The following is a 20958-nucleotide window of genomic DNA, read 5'->3' as shown; positions in this document are numbered from 1 at the left end:
TTTATGCCACACTATCCCCATTGAAATTTTGACTTTATTTGCTATGAATATTCAGGTCGTTGCCCCGAGTGCATGTGTAGATGCAGAACCGATTCAACTTGCACAGCAACATTTACAACAATTTGCTGTAAATGCAATTTTATCGCCACATATTTTTGCCCAGCATCGTTATCTGGCAGGCAGTATCGAGCAACGTATCAGTGATTTAAAACAGGCTTGTGAGGATCCGAACATTGGCGCAATCTGGTGTGGCCGTGGTGGTACTGGTGCGGCACAGTTATTACCTTATCTGGATCGCTGGATTTTAAATAAACCCATCATTGGCTATTCTGACAGTACTGTTTTACTCAATGAGGTGGCAAGACTGGGCGGGCAGGCTTTGCATGCACCGGTTTTTCAGGAAATTGCCGTTAAAAATCTTAATGACGTCATGCAGATTTCCAGTAATGCGCAGGAAGTGCTGGCTTTACTCAATCCTGTGTTGCAACAACAAAAAAATCATTATCCAGTTCAGCCTCTTAATACACATGCACAATCGACAAAAACCATATCTGGGAAAATACTAGGCGGCAATTTGGCCACCTTATGCAGTTTGCAAGGTACACCTTGGGCGTTGCGACTGGATCAACACAGTATTTTATTGCTGGAAGATGTCGGTGAACCGTATTATCGGCTGGAACGCTTACTGATACAGCTATTGCAAAGTATTGATTTAAAAAATCTTCAAGCTGTAGTATTAGGTGATTTCTATCACTGTCCACAAAAAAATGTACCGCAAAGTATTGCCGAAATTTTTGCAGAACATCTAGATCCACTCAAAATTCCCACGTATCTGGGTGACTGGTTTGGTCATGGTGAAAGTAATCGTCCATTCTGGATTGGGAAAACTGGAGAAATTGATCCTAAGCATTTGGTCATCTAAAATATTTATTACTCTATTTCTTCCCAATATTCATGGGCTTGTGGATCCTGAGCAAAAACATCTTCCGGATTACGCAATGGGCAATTATCCAGTGATAAGCAACCACAACCAATACACCAATCTAGTTGAGTTTGCATATTTTGTAAAAGCTGAATTTTTTCTTCGAGTTGCTGTTGCCAGCGAGAAGACATCTTTTGCCAATCTGCCTTGCTCGGTGCTTTACCTAGAGGTAAATCTTGAAAGGCCTGCTGAATATCCTGTAAAGATAAACCCACGCGCTGGGCAACTTTAATCAATGCTAAACGGCGTAACATATGCCGTGCATAACGACGCTGATAGCCATTGGTACGCATACTCTGAATCAAATCTTTCTCTTCATAAAAACGAATGGCCGAAACGGTTAAACCACTACGTTTTGCCACATCACCAATCGTCATTAAATCCTGTGCTGTTTTTTGCAAAAAAGTCTTGACCTCAAGTTAGCTTGAGCTTTGATACTAGCAACAATTTTTAAAACTGACTATCTTTCTCATGTTAAACCATACAAAAAGCCTGATTCAGATCGAAAATCCAAAAACACTTTATGATCCAACACAATATGCCTATTCACACATGACCCGTATTCGCTTAAAAGATGTGGAAGAAATTATCCATATTGCAGGACAAGGTGGTGAACACCTGTCTGGCCATATGCCCTTTTCATTTGAGCAGCAATGCGATGGCGTATTTTATAATATTCAACAGGCATTAAACATAGCTCAACTTGACTGGGCAAATATCGCAAAAATGACAATTCTGGTGGTTGAGCATGATCGGCAAAAGCATCTCAAACTCATTGCGTGCATGCGACACTATTTTCAACAGAATCGTTTTCCAGCCTGTACTTTAATTCCTGTACAATCGCTGGCATTACCCAATATGCTGATTGAAATTGATGCCACTGCATACCGCTTTACCCCACATTGATTAGGCAAAAATATGGCGACCTCTTCTCAGACCGGTTTAACAACCGCAACACTCTGGCTCATGGCTGCGGCATGTGGTTTATGTGCAGGTGCAAATTATTTTAATCAGCCGCTGATTCATTCGATTCAACTACATTTTGCAGTCAGTTCGGCACAGGCACAACTCACCGTGACTTTTGCTCAGGTGTCTTATGCGCTTGGGTTATTACTGCTGGTACCGCTGGGTGATTTGCTCAAAAAACATATTTTTATTCCCTTATTGATGTGTCTAGCTGCGGTTGGATTGTTGATCAGTGCATTTGCCCAGAATATTTATATGCTGTGGTTTGGTACAGCCATGACCGGCCTGTTTACCATTGCTGCACAGGTACTGATTCCCTTATCTGCTGCACTGGTGGAACCTAAAAAAACCGGTGCCGTCATCGGTTTTTTGATGAGCGGCTTATTTATCGGGATTTTACTTTCAACCAGTCTGGCTGGATTATTCTCCAATTTATTTGCTTGGAATACGGTATATTGGCTCAGTGCCATTATTTTACTGATTTTAACTGCACTGCTTCGTCCCCGTTTACCTCATACTGCCACCATTCAACTGCGTTATGTTGCCATGTTTGGCACCATGCTTGAACTGATTCGTTCAGAACCGCGTTTACGCATCCGTGCCGGCGTAGGTGCATTTGCTTTTGCCTCAATGAGCACCTTGTTTTCCACCATGGCCTTGTTATTGTCCAGATCACCGTTTAATTTTTCCGATTTTCAGATTGGTTTAATTGGTTTGACCGGGATTGTTGGTGCAGTTTTTGCACAATTTGCCGGAAAACTGGCTGATCGAGGCTATGCACGACAACTGACGATATTCGGCATTCTGATATTATTGTCGAGCTGGATATTTATTTATCTAAGTCAATATTATGTGGTGGCATTTATTCTTGGTTTTACCACCATTAATCTTGCCATTTCGATGTTGCACATTACCAATATGAATATTATTTATCAGTTACGGGATGATGCTAAGTCCCGGTTAAATTCCATTTATATGACCTTATATTTTATCGGCGCAGCATCAGGCTCGGCACTGGGTATTTTTGCTTGGAATCAGGGTGGTTGGGTAATGACCTGTATGGTGGGGATAGGTCTAGCTTTGCTCAGTGGTAGCTTTGCAATTGTTGACCTGATTAAATATCCAAAACGTTTATAATTAGCACTAGATGGGGTGAGTCATTATTTCAATTTAGTTTTCAATTTTATGTTTAAACCTGAGGCAATCGGCGATCCTCTGCCGATTAGCCCAGATTTAGTTTTATCGCTGTTCAAACCCTGTTTGAGCCTTTATTTTCCTATCGCTTCCTCCCCTGTTGTCATGATGTGAATGCCCTCCCCCAGAGCACCACATCAGTTACTGCAATGTTTATGCTGTTGATCTAAAATATTCTGATCTGCAGCGCCACGCTCTACCACAAGTTGTTGTTGTTTTAAGCTAATACGGACCTGTCCGACCTCGGGATGTGTTAGAAAATAACGTGCCAGAATAGGTTCCAGATGTGTTCTAAGTTTTCTGACCAGACCTCGGGCGCCATAGCTGATATCATGATCTTTGGCCAACCATTGTGCAGCTGAATCCGATAATGTCACCGCACGGCCCTGACGTTTTAAACGGCGATTTAATTTCTCTAGTTCTATCGCAATTAACTGCTGTACCTCATCAGACTGGATCGCCTGATAATACAAAATACGGTCAATACGATTGAGAAATTCTGGATCAAATTTATGCTTGAGTGCCCGCTTGGTCATCTCACGATCATCCAGCTTAAGGCGGTGTGCAATATCGGCTATACGGGCAGGAAATTTATTGAGCAACTGCAATCTGGCCTGACTCTCTTTTGCACCAACATTACTGGTCATAAAAATCATACAGTTACGAAAATCTATGGATTTTGTTCCTGCGGTTAATGTTAATGTCCCCGTTTCAAGTACATTTAATAAGGCACGAACCACTTCTGTACTGGCTTTTTCAATTTCATCAAAAAGTACAATGCCGGGTTTGGAGAAACTACCTTGTATGGCTTCGATGTCAAATAAAGTGTTGCCCTCCTTGCTCCCAACATAACCAGGCGGTGCGCCCGTCAGTGCTGCCGCATAATGCTCTTGTGCCAGTGTGTTCATGTCGATCCGGCAAAAGGCATGGGCATGACCATGAATTGCCTCGCTGATTAGCCGTACTGTTTCGGTTTTGCCTACGCCTGTAGGTCCCAGCAACATGGTGACAGACAAAGGTCGTTCCGGATGGTTAAAATCTGCCTTCACCACATTGAGCATATCCTCAAGTGCATCGAGAATATGCGGTTGTCCCACGATTCTGGTTCTTAGCATTTGCATCAGTTGCTGGGGTTCAAACTTAAAGCGTGAAGTGCGGGCAGCCTGTTGCTGCCCCTGTTGATCATACTGTTGTCGAGCCAAAACGTCTTGCTGATGTTGAAGTCTGTCACTGGCAAATGTCATGATGCAATCCTCTCCACCAGAACTTAAGCTTCTTTCTCTAAACCTTCATGAGGAAGATTTCCGATTGGACATGCTGCTACACCAATGGTTGAGCGGGTAATTTTTTCCACATTTTCCTGTGCTTTTTGTGCATCCAGCACCCATGTTCTATAAAAATCAAATGGACAATCTGCAACACCTTTATCGCCATCACCATTATTAAATGTGCCGGTATAACCACGATGCAACAGCTTAAATAGATGATTTTGCGCCTGATCATATTGACGTGCGTCACGAATTTCCGGAATAGATAACTGCGCGTATTGAATACCATTTTCTTCGGTACCGCATTCACCTAGCGTACGACCATCAAAACCAACAATGGCAGAACGACCAAAGTAAGTGTAGACGCCATCAAATCCGGTACAGTTGGCAACTGCCACATAGACATTATTGGCCCATGCCATGGTTTTTGCCATGAGGACTTGTTGTTCACTCGATGGATACATATAACCCTGACAACGGACAATCAACTCGGCACCTTTCATGGCACAGTCACGCCAGATTTCCGGATAATTCCCATCATCACAGATAATCAGTGACATTTTGATGCCTTTTGGCCCTTCAGTCATATATGTAGTATCCCCAGGACACCAGCCTTCAATCGGACACCATGGAATAATCTTGCGATATTTCTGTACAATTTCACCTTCATTATTAATTAATATCAGCGTGTTATAGGGCACTTTCTGTGGATGTTGTTCGTGCTGTTCACCGGTAATGGAGAAAACACCCCAGACATTGGCTCGCTTACATGCCGCAGAAAAAATTGCAGTTTCATCGCCAGGAATGGTCGCTGCAGTTTCCATCATTTCATCATGATCATACATAATGCCCATGGTGCTATATTCAGGAAACACGATTAAATCCATGCCCGGTAAACCCTGTTTAATACCAATCAGCATTTCTGCAATTTTTTTTGCATTGTCCAGTACTTCTGCCTTGTTATGCAGGCGTGGAATTTTATAGTTCACAACCGTTACACCAACGGTACTAGGGCTGCTTGAAATATCACCATGTCTCATCATTTTTTCCCGTATCAAAAAATTACGCTGTGATTGGATTTTGCAGTGAAAAATTGTCGCTAGAAATACGTAAAATTACGTATAGAGGTATCATTTGATGAATATATAAATAAAAAATCCCTGTAAATACAAGGATTAAAATAAAAGTCTAAAAGCCAGTTTCAGCGTTTTATTAAAACAGCAAATTACAGCTCGATTAAACAGATAAAAATTTGCTAATGGTCTCTTCATCCACATTTTCACGAATATTTTCGTAGGCAAACTGACCTTTATCAATCACCAGAAAACGATCTGCCATGGCCATGGTAAAACTCAGTACCTGTTCGGAAACAATAATCGTCAAATCCCGTTGATCACGGATTTGCTTTAATGTTTTTGCAATGTCTTTAATAATTGAAGGCTGAATCCCTTCCGTCGGTTCATCCAGTAACAATACCTTGGGATTGGTGGCCAGCGCCCGTGCAATCGCCAATTGCTGTTGTTGACCACCTGACAGATTGCCGCCCTTGCGCTTGCGCATCTCCCACAATACCGGAAATAACTCATATAAATCATCAGGGACACGTCCATGTGCCGAAGCAGGTAATCCGGTCTGAATATTTTCCAGTACAGACATGGTGCCAAAAATCATACGTCCCTGAGGCACATAAGCCACACCATTTTGTACCCGCTTGAATGCATCCATTTTTTCCAGATTTTTACCATCGAGCTTGATTTCACCCGAGGTGTTTTTAATGGCACCGATCAGGGTTTTAAAGAATGTGGTCTTCCCCATACCATTGCGCCCCATAACGGCAACAATTTCTTTTGGTTGTACCGTCAGACTCACATCATGAATGACTTCACTCTGACCATATCCAGAACGTAAAGATTGAATTTCAAATAATCCGCTCATATTTGTCTCCTTAGTGTCCCAGATAGACTTCAATCACTTTTGGATCATGTTGTACATCATCCATTTTTCCTGCTGCCAGAATTTTTCCCTGATGCAGTACCGTCACCTTATCGGCAATTGATTTGACAAACTCCATGTCATGCTCAATCACCAGTACCGAACGTCCTGTACTGATTTGTCTCAGCAATACAGCCGTTTTTTCTCGCTCGGACACGCTCATACCGGCAACCGGTTCATCCAGCATTAACAGTTCCGGGTCCTGCATCAGCAGCATTCCAATCTCTAGCCATTGCTTTTGTCCATGTGACAGCAATTCAGATTGCGTATCGAGAAAATCCGTCAGAAAAATACTGTCTGCCACCTCATGGATTCGATCATCCACATCATGGCTGCGCTTAAAAAATAATGAACCCCAGACATTGCGTCCGCGCGGAAAAGACATTTCCAGATTTTCATACACTGTCAAATTTTCATAAATCGATGGATTCTGAAATTTTCGTCCGACTCCTGCCCGTACAATCTCATATTCCTTGAGTTTGGTTAACTCCTGTCCCTTAAACTGTATTTTCCCCGCAGTGGCTTTGGTCTTGCCACAAATCAAATCCAATACTGTGGTTTTGCCTGCACCATTGGGACCAATCACCACATGAACCTCATTGGCATCGACATAGAAGTTCAGGTCACTGACGGCTTTAAAGCCGTCAAAAGACACTGTCAGATCCTCAATCACCAATACTGGTTTTTTCATTTCAACGCCAATTGCCTTACTCATTTGGAGCCTCCTGTATCGATCTGACTTGCTGCAACAGATGTATTCTCTTTGGTAACTTTGGTCTGTACGTTGTTTTTGCGTTTAAAGAAAAGCGGATGGACATATTTTTCATATAACCCGGCCAAACCATTCGGTAAAAACATCACCACCACAATAAACAGCCCGCCTAGCAAATATAGCCATAAATCCGGGAATGCTTCGGAAAAATACGTTTTACCCAGATTCACAATCACAGCACCATATACAGCACCAAGAATGGATAAGCGACCACCAACAGCGGCAAAAATCACCATTTCAATTGAGGGCACAATGCCCACCAAAGTTGGTGACATAAAGCCGACCTGTAGCGTAAACATCGCCCCGCCAATAGAAGAAATTACCGCTGCAAAACAGAAAATAAAGACTTTATACATAGCAACGTTATAACCGGAAAAACGTACTCGCTCTTCCTTGTCACGCATGGCAGATAACAAACGTCCCAATTTTGAACTCAAGACAAAACGACTTAGTAATATCACGACGATCAATAACAAGGCATTGATATAATACAAAACGTATTTTGCTTCATCGGTACGAATGTCCCAGCCATGTAGGGTTTTTAAGTCGGTAATCCCGTTAATCCCACCCGTCAGACCTTGTTGACCAATCACCAGAATGGTGAGTATTGCGGCAATGGCCTGCATGATAATGGAAAAGTACACATCACCCACCCGGCGAGTAAACATGGCAAAGCCAATGATAAATGCCAGTAAAATTGGAATCACAATGATGGCAAAAATGGTAAAACTAAAACTATGGAATGGTTGCCAAAGTAAAGGTAAAGCGGTGATCTGATTCCAGTCCATAAAATCCGGAATCCCCGGTGTAGTTTGTGCAGCAGTACTTTGCATATCCGAGGCTTCAAGTTTTAAAAACATCGCCATGCAATACCCGCCAATACCAAAGAAAATCCCTTGTCCCAGACTCAGAATACCGCCATAGCCCCAGCACAACACCAGACCAATGGCAACAAAAGCATAGGTTAGATATTTCCCCATCAAATTGAGCCGGAAAACATCGAGAAACATCGGCATGACCAGAAGCATCAACACAGCCAAAATAAGTAAACCAATGGCACCTTCTTTACCACCCAACAGACTATTCAATGAATTTTTCATTACGATTCCCTCACTGAATGTTTATTTACGGACTTTGATCGAGAACAAACCTTGAGGGCGCATCATTAAAATAATGATCACTGTCGACAAGGTCAGAACTTTCGCAGTTGAGCCGGAAAGGAAGAATTCCAAAATGGATTGCGCCTGTGCGATACTAAAGGCTGATGCGATTGTACCGATCAGGCTTGCAGCACCACCAAATACCACCACTAGGAACGTATCAACAATATAGAGTGAACCTGCGGTTGGTCCGGTTGAACCAATCGTGGTAAAAGCAGCACCCGCAATGCCTGCCAAACCACAGCCTAAAGCAAAAGTCATGCGGTCTACTTTTTTGGTATTTATACCCACTGCATTGCTCATAAAACGGTTTTGGTTGGTCGCACGTAATTGCAAGCCCCAGCGTGAGCGATACATCAAGAAATAAACAAAAGCTGTCACTGCAATGGTCACACCCACCAAAAATAAACCATTAATAGGAATATCAATAGTATCTGTCGGCTGGTAAGAACCCATCAACCAGTCAGGTAACGTCGGGCTTACTTCTTTTGGACCAAAAATAGAGCGAAATGCCTGTTGCATCACCAGACTTAAGCCCCAGGTTGCCAGCAATGTATCAAGTGGTCGATGATACAGATGCGAAATCATCAGCCGTTCCACCAGATAACCGATAAACCCTGCCACCAAAAATGCCGCAATAATGGCAACAAAAAAATAGTACGACATCAATTGCGGCAGATAGCTTTCTGTCAGGGTTGAAATGACATAAGTGGTATAGGCACCTATGGTTAGAAATTCACCATGTGCCATATTAATGACACCCATTTGCCCGAAAATAATCGCAAGTCCCAGCGCCATCAGTAACAAAACACAGAAAACTGATAAACCATTAAAGCCCTGCATGGCAAATATTGCACCGAATTCAGATAGACTAAAATCCATCGCAATTCCTCCCAGCCAATCATTAAATTTTTAAACGAAATAGAGCATGAGGAATGTCAGACACTCCTCATCAGACAAGGATTAATAACCTTTAGGGAATGGGTTTGGTTTGATCAGACCTTTGGACTCATACACCACTTTGAATTGACCTGTTGGCAACACTTGACCGATTCGGGCTTTACTCCACAAATGATGGTTGGCATCAATTTTCACATAGCCTTCAGGTGCTGTTTTCATTTCGATGCCCGGTGATGCTTTCACCACTTTATCAACATCAAAGCTACCTGCTTTTTCAACGGCAGCTTTCCATAACCAAGGACCAAGATATGCCGCCTGTGTCACATCACCGACCACTGCTTTTGGACCATATTTGGCTTTAAAGGCCTGTACAAATTTGATGTTATTTGGATTATTTAGACTTTGGAAATACTTCATTGAAGAGTAGAAGCCTGCCATGTTGGCACCGCCAATACCGAGCAATTCATCTTCTGTCACCGAATAAGTCAGTAAGGTTTGTTTGGCACCAGTCACCCCTGCTGCGTTCATTTGTTTATAGAACGACACATTGGAACCACCAACCACGGCAGCAACAATCGCATCCGGTTTTTTCAGTTTCATTTTATTGATGAGTGAACCAAACTGGGTATTGCCTAACGGATAATATTCTTCCCCAACCACTTTACCCTTCAGCACTTTTTCGATATGCGTACGGGCAATTTTCATGGTGGTCCGTGGCCAGATATAATCTGAACCTACCAGATAGAAGGTTTTGGCTTTTTTCTCGCGTGCCAGCCAATTCAGTGATTCAAGTACCTGCTGGGTTGCTTCCTGACCGGTATAGATCACATTTTTGGATTGCTCAAGACCTTCATAAAACGTCGGATAATATAATAATGAGTTATTCCGTTCGATAATTGGTAACACCGCCTTGCGTGATGCTGATGTCCAGCAACCAAAAATTGCGGCCACACGATCTCTCTCGGTTAATTTTCTGGCTTTTTCCGCAAAAGTTGGCCAGTCGGAGGCACCATCTTCCTGAACAATTTTGATCTGCCGCCCCAGCACACCACCCGCTTTATTGATCTGTTCAATCGCCAGACGTTCTGCCTGAATGGACCCTGTTTCACTGATGGCCATGGTGCCTGTTGATGAGTGTAATTGCCCGACATAAACAAATTTATCGTCAACTTTTAACTTGGTTTTATTGACCTCGGAGGTTGCTGGTGCCGCATTCCCCCATACTGATGCCATTAGGAATGGAACAGCCAGACAGCCTGCGATCAATGCTTTTTTTGCCGTAGATTTTACGTTTGTGGTCATATTCATAGTCCCCTCAAGTGTCATGCTCATTCACATTGACGTCGATCAATGTGTGCTTGTGAAGCAAGACTATTGCGAGAACCGAATTGGGTATATACGTTACATTGCGTATATCACCGGCTTGTCAGATTCAGAATTTTAAATAGAAAAGGTATGGTTATTGCTTGGCAATAGTCCATCCACCGCCTGCACAATTTCTGCTACCAATGAATAAAACTGACTCAAAAGCCCATGCCCCACAGCGTGTTATCCCGACACGCCGTGAATACAATTCATGGGTAATTGATGAAAGTATTGAAGATTATGCGCTGCGCTACGCCCCAAAATCGATACGAAAATGGTCATTATGGACAGTAACCAATACAGCCATGTCGTCGGTTTCGTTTCTGGCCATGGAAGCAATTGGTGCAACCATGATCTGGCAATATGGTTTTTACAATGCATTTTACGCCCTGATTGTGGTTTCAATTTTAATTTTTCTCAGTAGCTGGCCGATTAGTTACTATGCCGCAAAATATAATGTCGATATTGATTTATTAACGCGTGGTGCCGGTTTTGGCTATATTGGTTCGACCATTACCTCGCTAATTTATGCAAGTTTTACGTTTATTTTTCTCGCCTTTGAAGCTGCAATTATGGCCATGGCATTGGAACTTACGCTCAATATTCCACTGGCTTTGGGCTACCTGATTTCTGCACTCATCATTATTCCACTGGTAATTCGTGGCATTGATTATATTAATAAAATCCAATCTTTTACCCAACCGATCTGGTTGTTTCTATTACTGTTGCCGTGGTTTTTTATCTTCTGGAAAAATCCGGGACTAATTGAAGAAAGCCGATATTTTATTGGTGAACAAACCGATAGCCTGAGCTTTAATGTGCTGGCGTTTGGGGCAGCATGTACACTGGTATTTTCCCTGATCACTCAGGTCGGGGAACAGGTGGATTACTTGCGTTTCTTGCCTGATGCTGACAAAAATCCGAAGAAATGGTCTTTGGCAGTATTTTTGGGTGGACCGGCATGGATTATCTTTGGCTTTATCAAAATATTTATGGGCATGATGCTGATTGTACTGGCTTTACATTATTTTGTGCCTTTTGACGAAATTAATAATCCGACTTATCTGTATTGGATCGCCTATCAACAAGTCTTTAACAATCCAATCATCGCCTTGTTTTTCATGTTGATTTTTGTCTGTATTTCACAAATTAAAATCAATGTCACCAATGCCTATGCCGGCTCTCTGGCTTGGTCCAACTTTTTTGCCCGACTGACCCACAATCACCCGGGTCGCATTATCTGGCTGGTGTTTAATGTCTGTATTGCGATACTTTTAATGGAACTGGGCATTATCCATGCAGTTGAACGAGTTCTGGGGTTGTATAGCAATATTGCGCTGGCTTGGATTGGTGCCATCGTCGCCGATTTAATCATTTGCAAACCGCTCGGACTTAGCCCCAAAGGCATCGAGTTTCGACGGGCATATTTATACGATATTAATCCGGTTGGTGTCGGTGCCTTATGTATTGCCTCAGTTTTATCCATTTTATGCTATCTGGATTTATTCGGTGATTATGCCAAAGCATTGGCTGGCTTTATTGCATTGGCAACGTCATTTCTGTGTGTTCCCATCATTGCTTATATCACCAAGGGGAAATATTATTTGGCGCGGACTGCACCACCACCGATGTCAATTGTACAGATTAAAACCTGTGTGGTCTGTCAGCATGATTATCAGTCTGCCGATATTGCCGATTGTCCGGCTTATCGCGGCAATATCTGTTCGTTATGCTGCTCGCTCGAAGCACGTTGTCATGATCTATGTAAGCCGCACGGTCGCTGGTCTGCACAGCTCAATCAGATTATTAACACCTTCTTACCATCTAACTGGGCCACACGATTAAATAGCCAGCTTGGTCTATATATTCTGGTGACCGTGGTGCTGGGCATCGTATTGGCTGTATGTCTAAGTCTGGTTTACATTCAGGAAACCAGTTTACTCGCCTCATCCAATACCGCCGAGATTAACCATATCTTCATGCTGTTTGTAAAAATATATGCCGTATTATTCTTATTAATGTGTGTCGCTGCATGGTGGTTAGTTTTGAATGATGTCAGCCGTCGCAATGCCGAGCAGGAAAGTAGCACTCAGAATCAATTGCTGATTGACGAGATTGCTGCCCATGAAATCACCGATCAACAACTTCAGGATGCCAGAATACAGGCAGAAACCGCCAATGCCGCCAAAAGCCGTTATTTGATCGGAATCAGCCATGAACTTCGTACACCGCTCAATAGTATTCTCGGCTATAGCCAGCTGATTCAAAAACAGGAACATTTGTCCAATCAGGGTGAAATGGCATTGGGTGTCATTAGTCGCAGTGGCCAACACCTGACAGCATTAATTGATGGCTTACTCGATCTTGCCAGAATCGAAACCGGTAAAATTTCCTTGCACATGTCGGATATACAGTTTCCAAATTTTCTACAACAGATGATTAAAATGTTTGAACCACAATTTGAACAAAAAAATCTAAAATTTTATGCGCATATTCATGACAATATTCCGAACTATGTGCGTATAGATCAAAAACGTCTGGAACAAATTTTAATTAATCTACTGGGAAATGCACTCAAATTTACCAGTAAGGGTTGGGTTCGCTTCAAAGTGGAATATCGTTTTCAAACTGCATATTTTGAAATTGCAGATAGTGGCTGTGGAATTGCAGAGCAGGATATTGGACGTATTTTTGATCCATTTGAACGCGGCAGCAATGTCATGCAAAGCAGCTTTACCGGCACAGGACTGGGTTTGCCCATTGTCAAACTCTTAACCGAACTACTAGGCGGCCAGTTAAATGTTCAAAGCCAGTTGAATCAGGGAACAATCTTTAAAATCAAACTGTATCTGCCGTCCAAAGATCTGATTCACCCGATTGCCAATCTACATAGTAATCATATTGTTGGCTATCTGGGTGAGCGCAGAAAAATTCTGGTGGTAGATAATGAAGCAGTCGATCGTGGTCTGGTAACCAATTTTCTTAAACCGTTGGGTTTTGCCGTCGAAGAAGCCGAATCCGGACTACATTGCTTAGGTCTAGTGCCGGAGTTTCTGCCAGACCTGATTCTCATGGATCTGACCATGCCCACGCTGGATGGCTGGGAAACAGCACGAATTCTACGTCGCAATCAAATGACCAATGTACCTATTTTAATTATTTCCGCCGATGCCAATGAACGCACCACCAATCCACAAACCGAAATTTTAAATGAAGATTTTCTAGTGAAACCTGTCGACCTTAATCTTTTATTAAATAAGATCGGAGACAAACTGGATATCCAATGGATTGATGCAGCATCTCAACCATCAGAAGCATTAGACTTGGCTGAAACACAGCAGGATTCAACCCATTCTGTACAGCGTGATCACAATGTCTCACCAAATACACCAAACATAAATCCACAGCAATTAGGCAGAGAACACATGATTATTTCTCCGATCTCTGCGATGGAAATGCCGAATAGCATCAGTGATGCCATCAACATGCTCAATGTGTTTGCCAATCAGGGATATATTCGTGGGTTAAAACAGCTTTTAAGTTATTGCCATCAGCATTTCCCTCACGATCAAGCCCTTTGGGATAATCTTTTGCAACATACTGCCAGATACGATTTGAAATCAGTTAAACAGGATTTAAACGAATTTCAGTTGAAACACTGACGAACAAAGTGAGCTTAACATGAAGAATCCAGAACAACCTGTCATTTTAATTGTCGATGATGTACCGGAAAATCTGGGAATATTACATGAAAGTCTGGATGAAGCGGGTTATACCGTACTGGTCACACTCGATGGGATTACCGCCATTGAAATTGCCCATCAATATCATCCAGACATTATCCTTATGGACGGCAATATGCCCAATTTGGATGGTTTTGAATGCTGTATCCAGCTAAAAGCCAGTCCCCTGACCCAGAATATTCCGATTATTTTTATGACCGGCCTATCCGAAACCGAACATATTGTACGTGGCTTTCAATCCGGTGGCGTGGATTATGTCACCAAGCCGCTAAATATTGCCGAAGTCTTAGTTCGGGTACAAACCCACCTGAATAATGCCACCCGGCTCAAACAGCAACAGCAGGTCATTGATGCAACTGAAATTGCGATTCTGGCACTCGATCACGCAGGACATATTACTTGGAAGACCGCCAAAGCCAAGCATTTGATAGAAGAGCATTTAATCGATATGGACAGTTTTGAACAGGGCTTAAAAAAATGGGTTGCCGATATACAGCACAACGAAGTCGAAAAAAGTTTGCTGCATTGTCGCTACTCCACCGCTAGCCAACAGTTTCAACTAATCATGCTCAGTCCACAACAGGATTTGCCGACACAAAACTATCTGGTGCAATTGAAACCAATTCAACAGGCCCCTGCGACAACCGAAATTCTTAAACATTGCACTCAACTTACCCCGCGTGAAGCAGAGGTCATGCACTGGCTTATACTGGGTAAAACCAACAAGGATATTGCCGATATTTTGGAATTAAGCCCAAGAACCATTAATAAACATCTTGAGCATGTGTTTGAAAAATTGTGTGTAGAAACCCGCACAGCGGCAGTTTCTTATGTGGTCAATCGCTGTATGGTAGCTCCAACCACGGCTTAAATCAGGTCTGTTGACACTTCATCTATGTCTGTAACATGAGGATATCTCGCAAGGTTTAGACGATACTAAGCATAAATAGTGAAATTTGATCATTCTTAATGAGTAAGCAGCTTTACGTAATCTATTATTCATGCACAAGATAATCCAGTATGAGACGTACTGCTCCGCAAGGAAGATACCTTGTCTTACATGGTTCATGCTGAGGACTGCTATAGAGATAGAATTGACCGTTAAACTTTATACTTTGAATCATTTCTATCTCTGAATTTAATGATTATTCCTCCGCAACTTTTGCAAATTCTTGTTCAGGTGTGCCATCGACCAATTGGTGACGACTATAGATTAAATAATACACAATGAATGCTGCATATATTGCTGCTGCCATGCACCAGACTTTGGGATCGACCATTAAACCTGCCACCACTGCAATTGCCGATAGAATCAAAGCAATAAAAGATGTGATGATCCCACCAGGGGTTTTATACGGACGAGGTAGATCTGGATGAGAAACTCTTAATTTAATATGAGATAACATCATTAATACATAGGAAATCGTCGCACCAAAAACCGCCATTAAAATCAATAAATCGCCTTCACCTGTCAATGACAAAGCAAAGCCAATGATTCCCGGGATAATAATAGCCAAAGTAGGTGCCTTATTTTTGTTGGTAATTGAAAGGGTCTTTGGTAAATAGCCCGCACGGGATAAAGCAAAAATCTGACGAGAATAGGCATAGATAATTGAAAAGAAACTGGCGATCAGACCTGCCAATCCCACAAAATTAACAAAAGTCGCCAACCAAGTATTTTGACCATAGACTGCAATTAATGCATCTACCAGTGGTGCACCTGAATCTTTCAAGGTATCAGAACCTGCGGCGCCGGCACTTAAAAATAAAATCAGAAAAGCAAAGGCAGCCAAAATTAACATCGCACCAATCAAACCACGTGGTAATGATTTAACGGGATCTCTGGTTTCTTCAGCGGCAAGCGGTACGCCTTCTACAGCAAGAAAAAACCAGATTGCGTAAGGTACTGCTGCCCAAATTCCGATATAACCGAAAGGCAGAAATGGACTTGCTCCAGCATTTTCTGTCACACCGATATCAAATAAATTTTGACTATTAAAATGTGGCGCCATCGCCACAATAAAAACCAGTAATGCAACACATGCAACCGCAGTAATCACAAACATGATCTTTAAAGCTTCACCTGCACCCTTGAGATGTAATCCCATAAAGACCACATAACATATCAAATAGATGATCCAGCCACCAATCCCAAACAAAGATTCACAATACGCGCCGATAAATACAGCAATGGCTGCTGGTGCAATTGCATATTCAATCAGAATCGCCGTTCCGGTAAGATAACCCCCGAATGGCCCAAAAGCGACCCGTGCAAAACTATATCCACCCCCTGCTGTTGGCAACATGGTCGACATTTCTGACATTGAAAAGCTCATACACAAATACATGATGGCAACCACTACAGTTGCAATAAACAATCCGCCCCAACCGCCTTGCGCCAAACCAAAATTCCACCCTGCAAAATCTCCCGAAATAACATAAGACACACCCAGCCCCACCAATAAAAGCCAGCCTACCGCACCTTGCTTTAATTGACGTTTGGCAAAATATTCCGAATCCGTTTGCACTATATTTGAGTCTGTGACTTTCATTGCTTCACACCACCTTTGTTTATTGTTCGATCTAATCTTGCTCGAAAAGGCTAAACATCAACTTGACAGTAGATAGGCAATGACGTGGTTTAAGGTCAAGTTTTGCAAAAAATTCTTTTATAAGATCGATTCAATCTCGATATTTTTTGTGATATTTGCCCCAATCCTAGGAGTTTGCTATGTCATCAGTGATACAAAGTGAAAGTTTAAGTATTCATCAATTATTATTTTTAGCACAAAAAGCCATGACATTTTATCCTGAAGAATTCCAAGGTGATGTGAAATTATTATGCCAATCTGAAAATGCAACTTTTTTGATTCAAAATAAAAAGGCCCGTTATGCTCTACGCATTCATCGTCCGAATTACCATACAAAACAAGCGATTGAAAGTGAGTTATGCTGGCTAGATGCCCTAAGCGCCAGTGGAATAGAAGTACCACAGGCCATTCGTAGTCAAGATGATGAGTGCGTTTTAACATTGAGTTTAGAAGATGGTATTCAACGTCACGCCGTATTATTTAATTGGGTCGAGGGCGATATGCCAACCGCTGATGTTGATCCAAAAGCCTTTCAACAATTAGGAGAAATTACAGCCAAACTACATCAGCATAGCAAAACTTGGCAAATACCGGAAAAGTTTCAACGCATCATCTGGAATCATGACACGATGTTGGGTTCTGATGGACATTGGGGCGACTGGCGTAATGCCCCACACCTTAAACCAGAACATCATGATATCATTGAAGAAACCATTTCCCACATTGACCACGCACTAAAAGCATTTGGGCAATCCTCAGATCGCTATGGTTTAATTCATGCAGATTTACGCCTGACAAATTTATTACTGCAAAATGATCAGATCGGCGTGATTGATTTTGATGACTGTGGAATGAGTTGGTTTATGCATGATCTTGCCGCAGCGATGAGTTTTAATGAACATTATGCAGCAGCTCCTCAATGGATAGAGCACTGGCTTACAGGATATGAGCGTACAGCACATATTTCTGATCTTGAATACCGCTTAATTCCAACCTTCATTATGCAGCGCCGTTTGCAAATGATGGCATGGAATGGCTCGCATGCACATACAGAAATGGCGTTAAGTCTTGGTACAGACTGGTCTGATCATACAGTTCGTTTGTGTAAAAAATATTTAAACCAGCAAATGCCAGTTGGTGCAATCTAGTTTTTCTGACTATCTATTAGTAATTGCCAATACTTTGCTTTGGCCGTGATTAAACAAGCTCTATGAGGAACTAAGGAAAGTCCTCATCAGATGATCAATTGACGCTGTTTCTAAAAAATGGCATAGCTCTTGCTTTAAGAATAAGGATACATCGTCAATTTAATTACCAATTAAATCGACATGAATATATGACAAGGAGTTGCATATGATTCAAATTGATCCTCAACAGCTTCATCATTCCCACATGGGCAATCAAGGTGTATTATCTGCTGCCGCATCTGGGTTAAGTGAATTTATTATTCGCAAAGGCGCTGATGTTGATCGTGTTTTTGGCATCAGTGGTATTAATCCAGAATTATTAAGCAGTCCAACTTTAAGTTTACAATTACCAAATTATTGTAAGGTTTTAGAACAAGCCGCACAGATCTCAGGCTGTGATAATTTCGGATTACATTATGGACAACAATTCCAGCCCAAATCATTGGGTTTGATTGGTTATATTGCCCTATGTTCACCCACGCTAGAATCCGCCTTGCGTAATATGAGCGATTATTTTCATTTGCACCAGAAAGATACTTTAACCCAAATGGTCGATCATGGGGATTGTTGGCGTATTGATTATCAGGTTCAGCATGGTGCAATTTTAACCCGTCGACAGGATGCGGAATTGACACTAGGCATGTTTATGAATGTGATTCGTGCTGTACTCGGTACACATTATTCTCCTCGTGCCATTCATTTTGAACATACTCGTCCAGAATTCTGGCAGGAACATAGTAAATTATTTAATGCCCCAGTATATTTTAATCAGCCATTTAATTCGATCATCATCGTCAAGAAAGACATGTTATATAGCATGCCAACGAGCGATCCGTTATTGCTTACCATGATGCTCGACACCTTAAAATTATTAAATCTTTCCGGACAGATCCAGAACCTGCCAGATCAAGTGCGATCCCATATACAGCTCGAATTAAGTCAAGGAGAACCTAGTCTAGACAAGATATCGGAAGACTTGGGCATAAGTAGCTGTATTCTGACACGACGTTTAAAACTGGAAGGATTAACGTTTACGGCATTGGTTGATGGTGTACGTTGTGAATTGGCACAATATTATATCCAACAAAAAAATATCCCCATTTCAGAAATGGCTTTTCTACTCGGATATTCCGAAGTCAGTGCATTTTCTCGTGCATTTAAACGCTGGTTTGGCGTAAATCCACGACAATGTCGACACGAGAAGGAATGCTTAAATCGATATAATTAAAATATAACCAGTTAAATGACCTACAAAAAATAAAAAATATCGATTAAAAAATTAAAAAACACAACTATAAATTATAATCAATGATCATAATTCCATACCATGCACATCAACCCAATCTATTGATTTAATAAAAATTTATTAAGAATAATCTTTGCAATCAGCTTAGAACATCAGAATAAAATATATTTAACATGCCCCCGGATCATTGCGAAACAAGATCCAGGGATTGTAGGGTATTTAATACAACTGCTTAAGCTTTTAATTTTAATAAAGATTGATCCAATGCATTAACCAGCCAATCAATATCCTGTATTTGAAATGCCAGTGGTGGCCGCAGTTTTAAAACATTGCCGTAAGGACCTGCAACAGAAGTCAGTACCCGATGCGTATTACGCAACTCTTCAATTAAATCCAGAGCCAATACTTTATCTGGTGTTTTACTTTGGCGATCTTTGACCAATTCAAAACCAATAAAGAGTCCTGCCCCACGCACATCGCCAACACATTCATGCCGTTCCATCAGTTTGGTCAGTTCAGCCTGTAATAATGCGCCCACCCGTTGACTATGTGCCTGTAACTGCTCTTGCTGAATCACATTCAATACCGCCTGAGCTGCCGCCATCGACACTGGATTACCACCGAAGGTATTAAAATAAGGAATCTGATCGCTAAAAGTAGACAACACATCGCTTTTTGCCAATAAGCCAGACACAGGAATACCATTGCCCATCGGTTTACCTGTGGTAATGATATCCGGTACCACACCGTGCCGGGCAAAACCCCAAAATGCATCACCCGTACGGGCAAAACCCGGCTGAACCTCATCTGCAATAAAAATTCCGCCATTGGCATGGACAACATCGACAGCTTTTTGTAAAAAGCCGACTGGGTTTGGCATCACTCCATCAGATGAAAAAATAGAGTCTGCTAAAAATCCAGCAAATTTAATTCCATGTGCATTCATATCATCAATTTGCTGTTGGATTTGATTGGCAAACCATTCGCCTAAATCAGCTGTATCCACACGATAGGCATCTGGTGCTGGTACCAAACGAGTGGTGTCAGCCAATGTCTGACCCGAACCCAATGCAGGTGAACAACCAGAGGTCAATGCACTTGTGCCATGATAGGCTTCCTGTGAAACAATAATGCCTGTACCACCGCTATAAGACTGTGCCACACGAATCGCCAGATCGTTGGCTTCTGAACCGGTACACATATACATGGCACGATCAATCTCAGTAGGAACGGTGGTTAAAAGTTTTTCGGTGTAATCCAGAATACCTTCATGTAGATACCGTGTGTGCGTGTTCAACATCTTCATCTGTTGATTCACGGCCTCAATCACCGCTGGATGGCAATGTCCAATACTTGCCACATTGTTATAAGCATCGAGATATTGATTCCCTGCCTCATCCCATAAATATTGCCCTTCACCACGCACCAGATGCACAGGGTTGCGATAAAACAAACGGTACGAACCACCCAAAATTTTACTTCGTTTATCCGTAAGTTGGCGAGTTTCGGCATCTAATGCAGTGGCATGTTCAGCACGAAAACTATTGGTATCCATAATAGTGGAACGTGTAACCATATGACCCTCTCTAAGC

Annotated in this window: 17 protein-coding genes; 7 read left to right on the top strand and 10 right to left on the bottom strand. The window is 42.0% G+C overall.

Annotation, left to right across the window (positions count from 1 at the left end; genetic code table 11):
* The first annotated feature begins 43 nt into the window (after nucleotides 1–43).
* The gene (locus CRO21_RS01765) at nucleotides 44–922 is read left to right on the top strand and encodes a S66 peptidase family protein (protein ID WP_097077629.1); all 879 of its coding nucleotides are present in this window, start codon (nucleotides 44–46) and stop codon (nucleotides 920–922) included.
* An 8-nt stretch (nucleotides 923–930) separates the two neighbouring features.
* Here the strand turns inward: CRO21_RS01765 and soxR are convergent, their stop codons facing one another.
* Entirely contained in the window at nucleotides 931–1383 is a 453-nt protein-coding gene (gene soxR, locus CRO21_RS01760) for a redox-sensitive transcriptional activator SoxR (protein ID WP_171293962.1), read from the bottom strand.
* Nucleotides 1384–1453: 70 nt separating this feature from the next.
* On the opposite strand from soxR, the gene CRO21_RS01755 reads away from it, so the two are divergent.
* Entirely contained in the window at nucleotides 1454–1888 is a 435-nt protein-coding gene (locus CRO21_RS01755) for a RidA family protein (protein ID WP_097077628.1), read from the top strand.
* A gap of 12 nt (nucleotides 1889–1900) precedes the next feature.
* Entirely contained in the window at nucleotides 1901–3085 is a 1185-nt protein-coding gene (locus CRO21_RS01750) for an MFS transporter (protein ID WP_097077627.1), read from the top strand.
* 194 nt (nucleotides 3086–3279) lie between these two features.
* On the opposite strand, the gene CRO21_RS01745 is transcribed toward CRO21_RS01750, so the two are convergent.
* The 7 genes from CRO21_RS01745 to urtA all read right to left on the bottom strand — a co-directional run bounded on the left by CRO21_RS01745 (nucleotide 3280) and on the right by urtA (nucleotide 10536).
* The gene (locus tag CRO21_RS01745; RefSeq protein ID WP_097077626.1) at nucleotides 3280–4386 is read right to left on the bottom strand and encodes an AAA family ATPase; all 1107 of its coding nucleotides are present in this window, start codon (nucleotides 4384–4386) and stop codon (nucleotides 3280–3282) included.
* 23 nt (nucleotides 4387–4409) lie between these two features.
* Nucleotides 4410–5450 carry an aliphatic amidase gene (locus CRO21_RS01740; protein ID WP_097077625.1) on the bottom strand — a complete coding sequence of 347 codons (1041 nt, stop codon included), beginning with the start codon at nucleotides 5448–5450 and terminating at the stop codon, nucleotides 4410–4412.
* Nucleotides 5451–5646: 196 nt separating this feature from the next.
* A complete protein-coding gene (urtE, locus tag CRO21_RS01735) occupies nucleotides 5647–6345 on the bottom strand; it encodes an urea ABC transporter ATP-binding subunit UrtE (RefSeq protein ID WP_097077624.1) in 699 nt (232 codons plus the stop codon).
* 10 nt (nucleotides 6346–6355) lie between these two features.
* Nucleotides 6356–7117 carry an urea ABC transporter ATP-binding protein UrtD gene (gene urtD / locus CRO21_RS01730; protein WP_087619310.1) on the bottom strand — a complete coding sequence of 254 codons (762 nt, stop codon included), beginning with the start codon at nucleotides 7115–7117 and terminating at the stop codon, nucleotides 6356–6358.
* On the bottom strand, nucleotides 7114–8274 hold the full coding sequence (gene urtC, locus CRO21_RS01725; protein WP_097077623.1) for an urea ABC transporter permease subunit UrtC: 1161 nt from the start codon (nucleotides 8272–8274) through the stop codon (nucleotides 7114–7116). Before urtC ends, urtD begins: the two co-directional genes overlap by 4 nt.
* 21 nt (nucleotides 8275–8295) lie before the next feature.
* The gene (urtB, locus tag CRO21_RS01720; protein ID WP_087619311.1) at nucleotides 8296–9216 is read right to left on the bottom strand and encodes an urea ABC transporter permease subunit UrtB; all 921 of its coding nucleotides are present in this window, start codon (nucleotides 9214–9216) and stop codon (nucleotides 8296–8298) included.
* A gap of 81 nt (nucleotides 9217–9297) precedes the next feature.
* A complete protein-coding gene (gene urtA / locus CRO21_RS01715) occupies nucleotides 9298–10536 on the bottom strand; it encodes an urea ABC transporter substrate-binding protein (RefSeq protein WP_097078100.1) in 1239 nt (412 codons plus the stop codon).
* A 206-nt stretch (nucleotides 10537–10742) separates the two neighbouring features.
* Here urtA and CRO21_RS01710 point away from each other — a divergent pair, with 206 nt between their 5' ends.
* The gene (locus CRO21_RS01710; RefSeq protein ID WP_097078099.1) at nucleotides 10743–14261 is read left to right on the top strand and encodes a hybrid sensor histidine kinase/response regulator; all 3519 of its coding nucleotides are present in this window, start codon (nucleotides 10743–10745) and stop codon (nucleotides 14259–14261) included.
* A gap of 19 nt (nucleotides 14262–14280) precedes the next feature.
* Nucleotides 14281–15213 (top strand): response regulator transcription factor, encoded by a 933-nt coding sequence (locus CRO21_RS01705; protein ID WP_097077622.1) that lies wholly within the window; start codon nucleotides 14281–14283, stop codon nucleotides 15211–15213.
* A gap of 274 nt (nucleotides 15214–15487) precedes the next feature.
* Here the strand turns inward: CRO21_RS01705 and eat are convergent, their stop codons facing one another.
* The gene (gene eat / locus CRO21_RS01700) at nucleotides 15488–16894 is read right to left on the bottom strand and encodes an ethanolamine permease (RefSeq protein WP_097077621.1); all 1407 of its coding nucleotides are present in this window, start codon (nucleotides 16892–16894) and stop codon (nucleotides 15488–15490) included.
* Nucleotides 16895–17073: 179 nt separating this feature from the next.
* On the opposite strand from eat, the gene CRO21_RS01695 reads away from it, so the two are divergent.
* Nucleotides 17074–18081 (top strand): phosphotransferase enzyme family protein, encoded by a 1008-nt coding sequence (locus CRO21_RS01695; RefSeq protein ID WP_097077620.1) that lies wholly within the window; start codon nucleotides 17074–17076, stop codon nucleotides 18079–18081.
* A gap of 205 nt (nucleotides 18082–18286) precedes the next feature.
* On the top strand, nucleotides 18287–19348 hold the full coding sequence (qhpR, locus tag CRO21_RS01690; protein ID WP_097077619.1) for an AraC-like transcriptional regulator QhpR: 1062 nt from the start codon (nucleotides 18287–18289) through the stop codon (nucleotides 19346–19348).
* 250 nt (nucleotides 19349–19598) lie between these two features.
* Here the strand turns inward: qhpR and CRO21_RS01685 are convergent, their stop codons facing one another.
* On the bottom strand, nucleotides 19599–20942 hold the full coding sequence (locus tag CRO21_RS01685) for an aspartate aminotransferase family protein (protein WP_097077618.1): 1344 nt from the start codon (nucleotides 20940–20942) through the stop codon (nucleotides 19599–19601).
* Between the last annotated feature and the right edge of the window lie 16 nt (nucleotides 20943–20958).

The sequence above is a fragment of the Acinetobacter puyangensis genome (genome assembly GCF_900096995.1).
Taxonomy (GTDB): Bacteria; Pseudomonadota; Gammaproteobacteria; order Pseudomonadales; family Moraxellaceae; genus Acinetobacter; species Acinetobacter puyangensis.
Note: the sequence above shows the minus strand (reverse complement) of the source record. Positions and strands in the feature narration are given on the sequence as shown.

Excerpts from the sequence above, each read along its gene's own strand:
- urtC (WP_097077623.1), bottom strand. The coding sequence starts at position 8,274 with ATGAAAAATTCATTGAATAGTCTGTTGGGTGGTAAAGAAGGTGCCATT.
- qhpR (WP_097077619.1), top strand. The coding sequence starts at position 18,287 with ATGATTCAAATTGATCCTCAACAGCTTCATCATTCCCACATGGGCAAT.
- CRO21_RS01705 (WP_097077622.1), top strand. The coding sequence starts at position 14,281 with ATGAAGAATCCAGAACAACCTGTCATTTTAATTGTCGATGATGTACCG.
- CRO21_RS01750 (WP_097077627.1), top strand. The coding sequence starts at position 1,901 with ATGGCGACCTCTTCTCAGACCGGTTTAACAACCGCAACACTCTGGCTC.
- urtE (WP_097077624.1), bottom strand. The coding sequence starts at position 6,345 with ATGAGCGGATTATTTGAAATTCAATCTTTACGTTCTGGATATGGTCAG.
- CRO21_RS01740 (WP_097077625.1), bottom strand. The coding sequence starts at position 5,450 with ATGAGACATGGTGATATTTCAAGCAGCCCTAGTACCGTTGGTGTAACG.
- CRO21_RS01745 (WP_097077626.1), bottom strand. The coding sequence starts at position 4,386 with ATGACATTTGCCAGTGACAGACTTCAACATCAGCAAGACGTTTTGGCT.
- CRO21_RS01685 (WP_097077618.1), bottom strand. The coding sequence starts at position 20,942 with ATGGTTACACGTTCCACTATTATGGATACCAATAGTTTTCGTGCTGAA.
- CRO21_RS01695 (WP_097077620.1), top strand. The coding sequence starts at position 17,074 with ATGTCATCAGTGATACAAAGTGAAAGTTTAAGTATTCATCAATTATTA.
- CRO21_RS01755 (WP_097077628.1), top strand. The coding sequence starts at position 1,454 with ATGTTAAACCATACAAAAAGCCTGATTCAGATCGAAAATCCAAAAACA.
- urtD (WP_087619310.1), bottom strand. The coding sequence starts at position 7,117 with ATGAGTAAGGCAATTGGCGTTGAAATGAAAAAACCAGTATTGGTGATT.
- CRO21_RS01765 (WP_097077629.1), top strand. The coding sequence starts at position 44 with ATGAATATTCAGGTCGTTGCCCCGAGTGCATGTGTAGATGCAGAACCG.
- CRO21_RS01710 (WP_097078099.1), top strand. The coding sequence starts at position 10,743 with ATGAATAAAACTGACTCAAAAGCCCATGCCCCACAGCGTGTTATCCCG.
- urtA (WP_097078100.1), bottom strand. The coding sequence starts at position 10,536 with ATGACCACAAACGTAAAATCTACGGCAAAAAAAGCATTGATCGCAGGC.
- eat (WP_097077621.1), bottom strand. The coding sequence starts at position 16,894 with ATGAAAGTCACAGACTCAAATATAGTGCAAACGGATTCGGAATATTTT.
- urtB (WP_087619311.1), bottom strand. The coding sequence starts at position 9,216 with ATGGATTTTAGTCTATCTGAATTCGGTGCAATATTTGCCATGCAGGGC.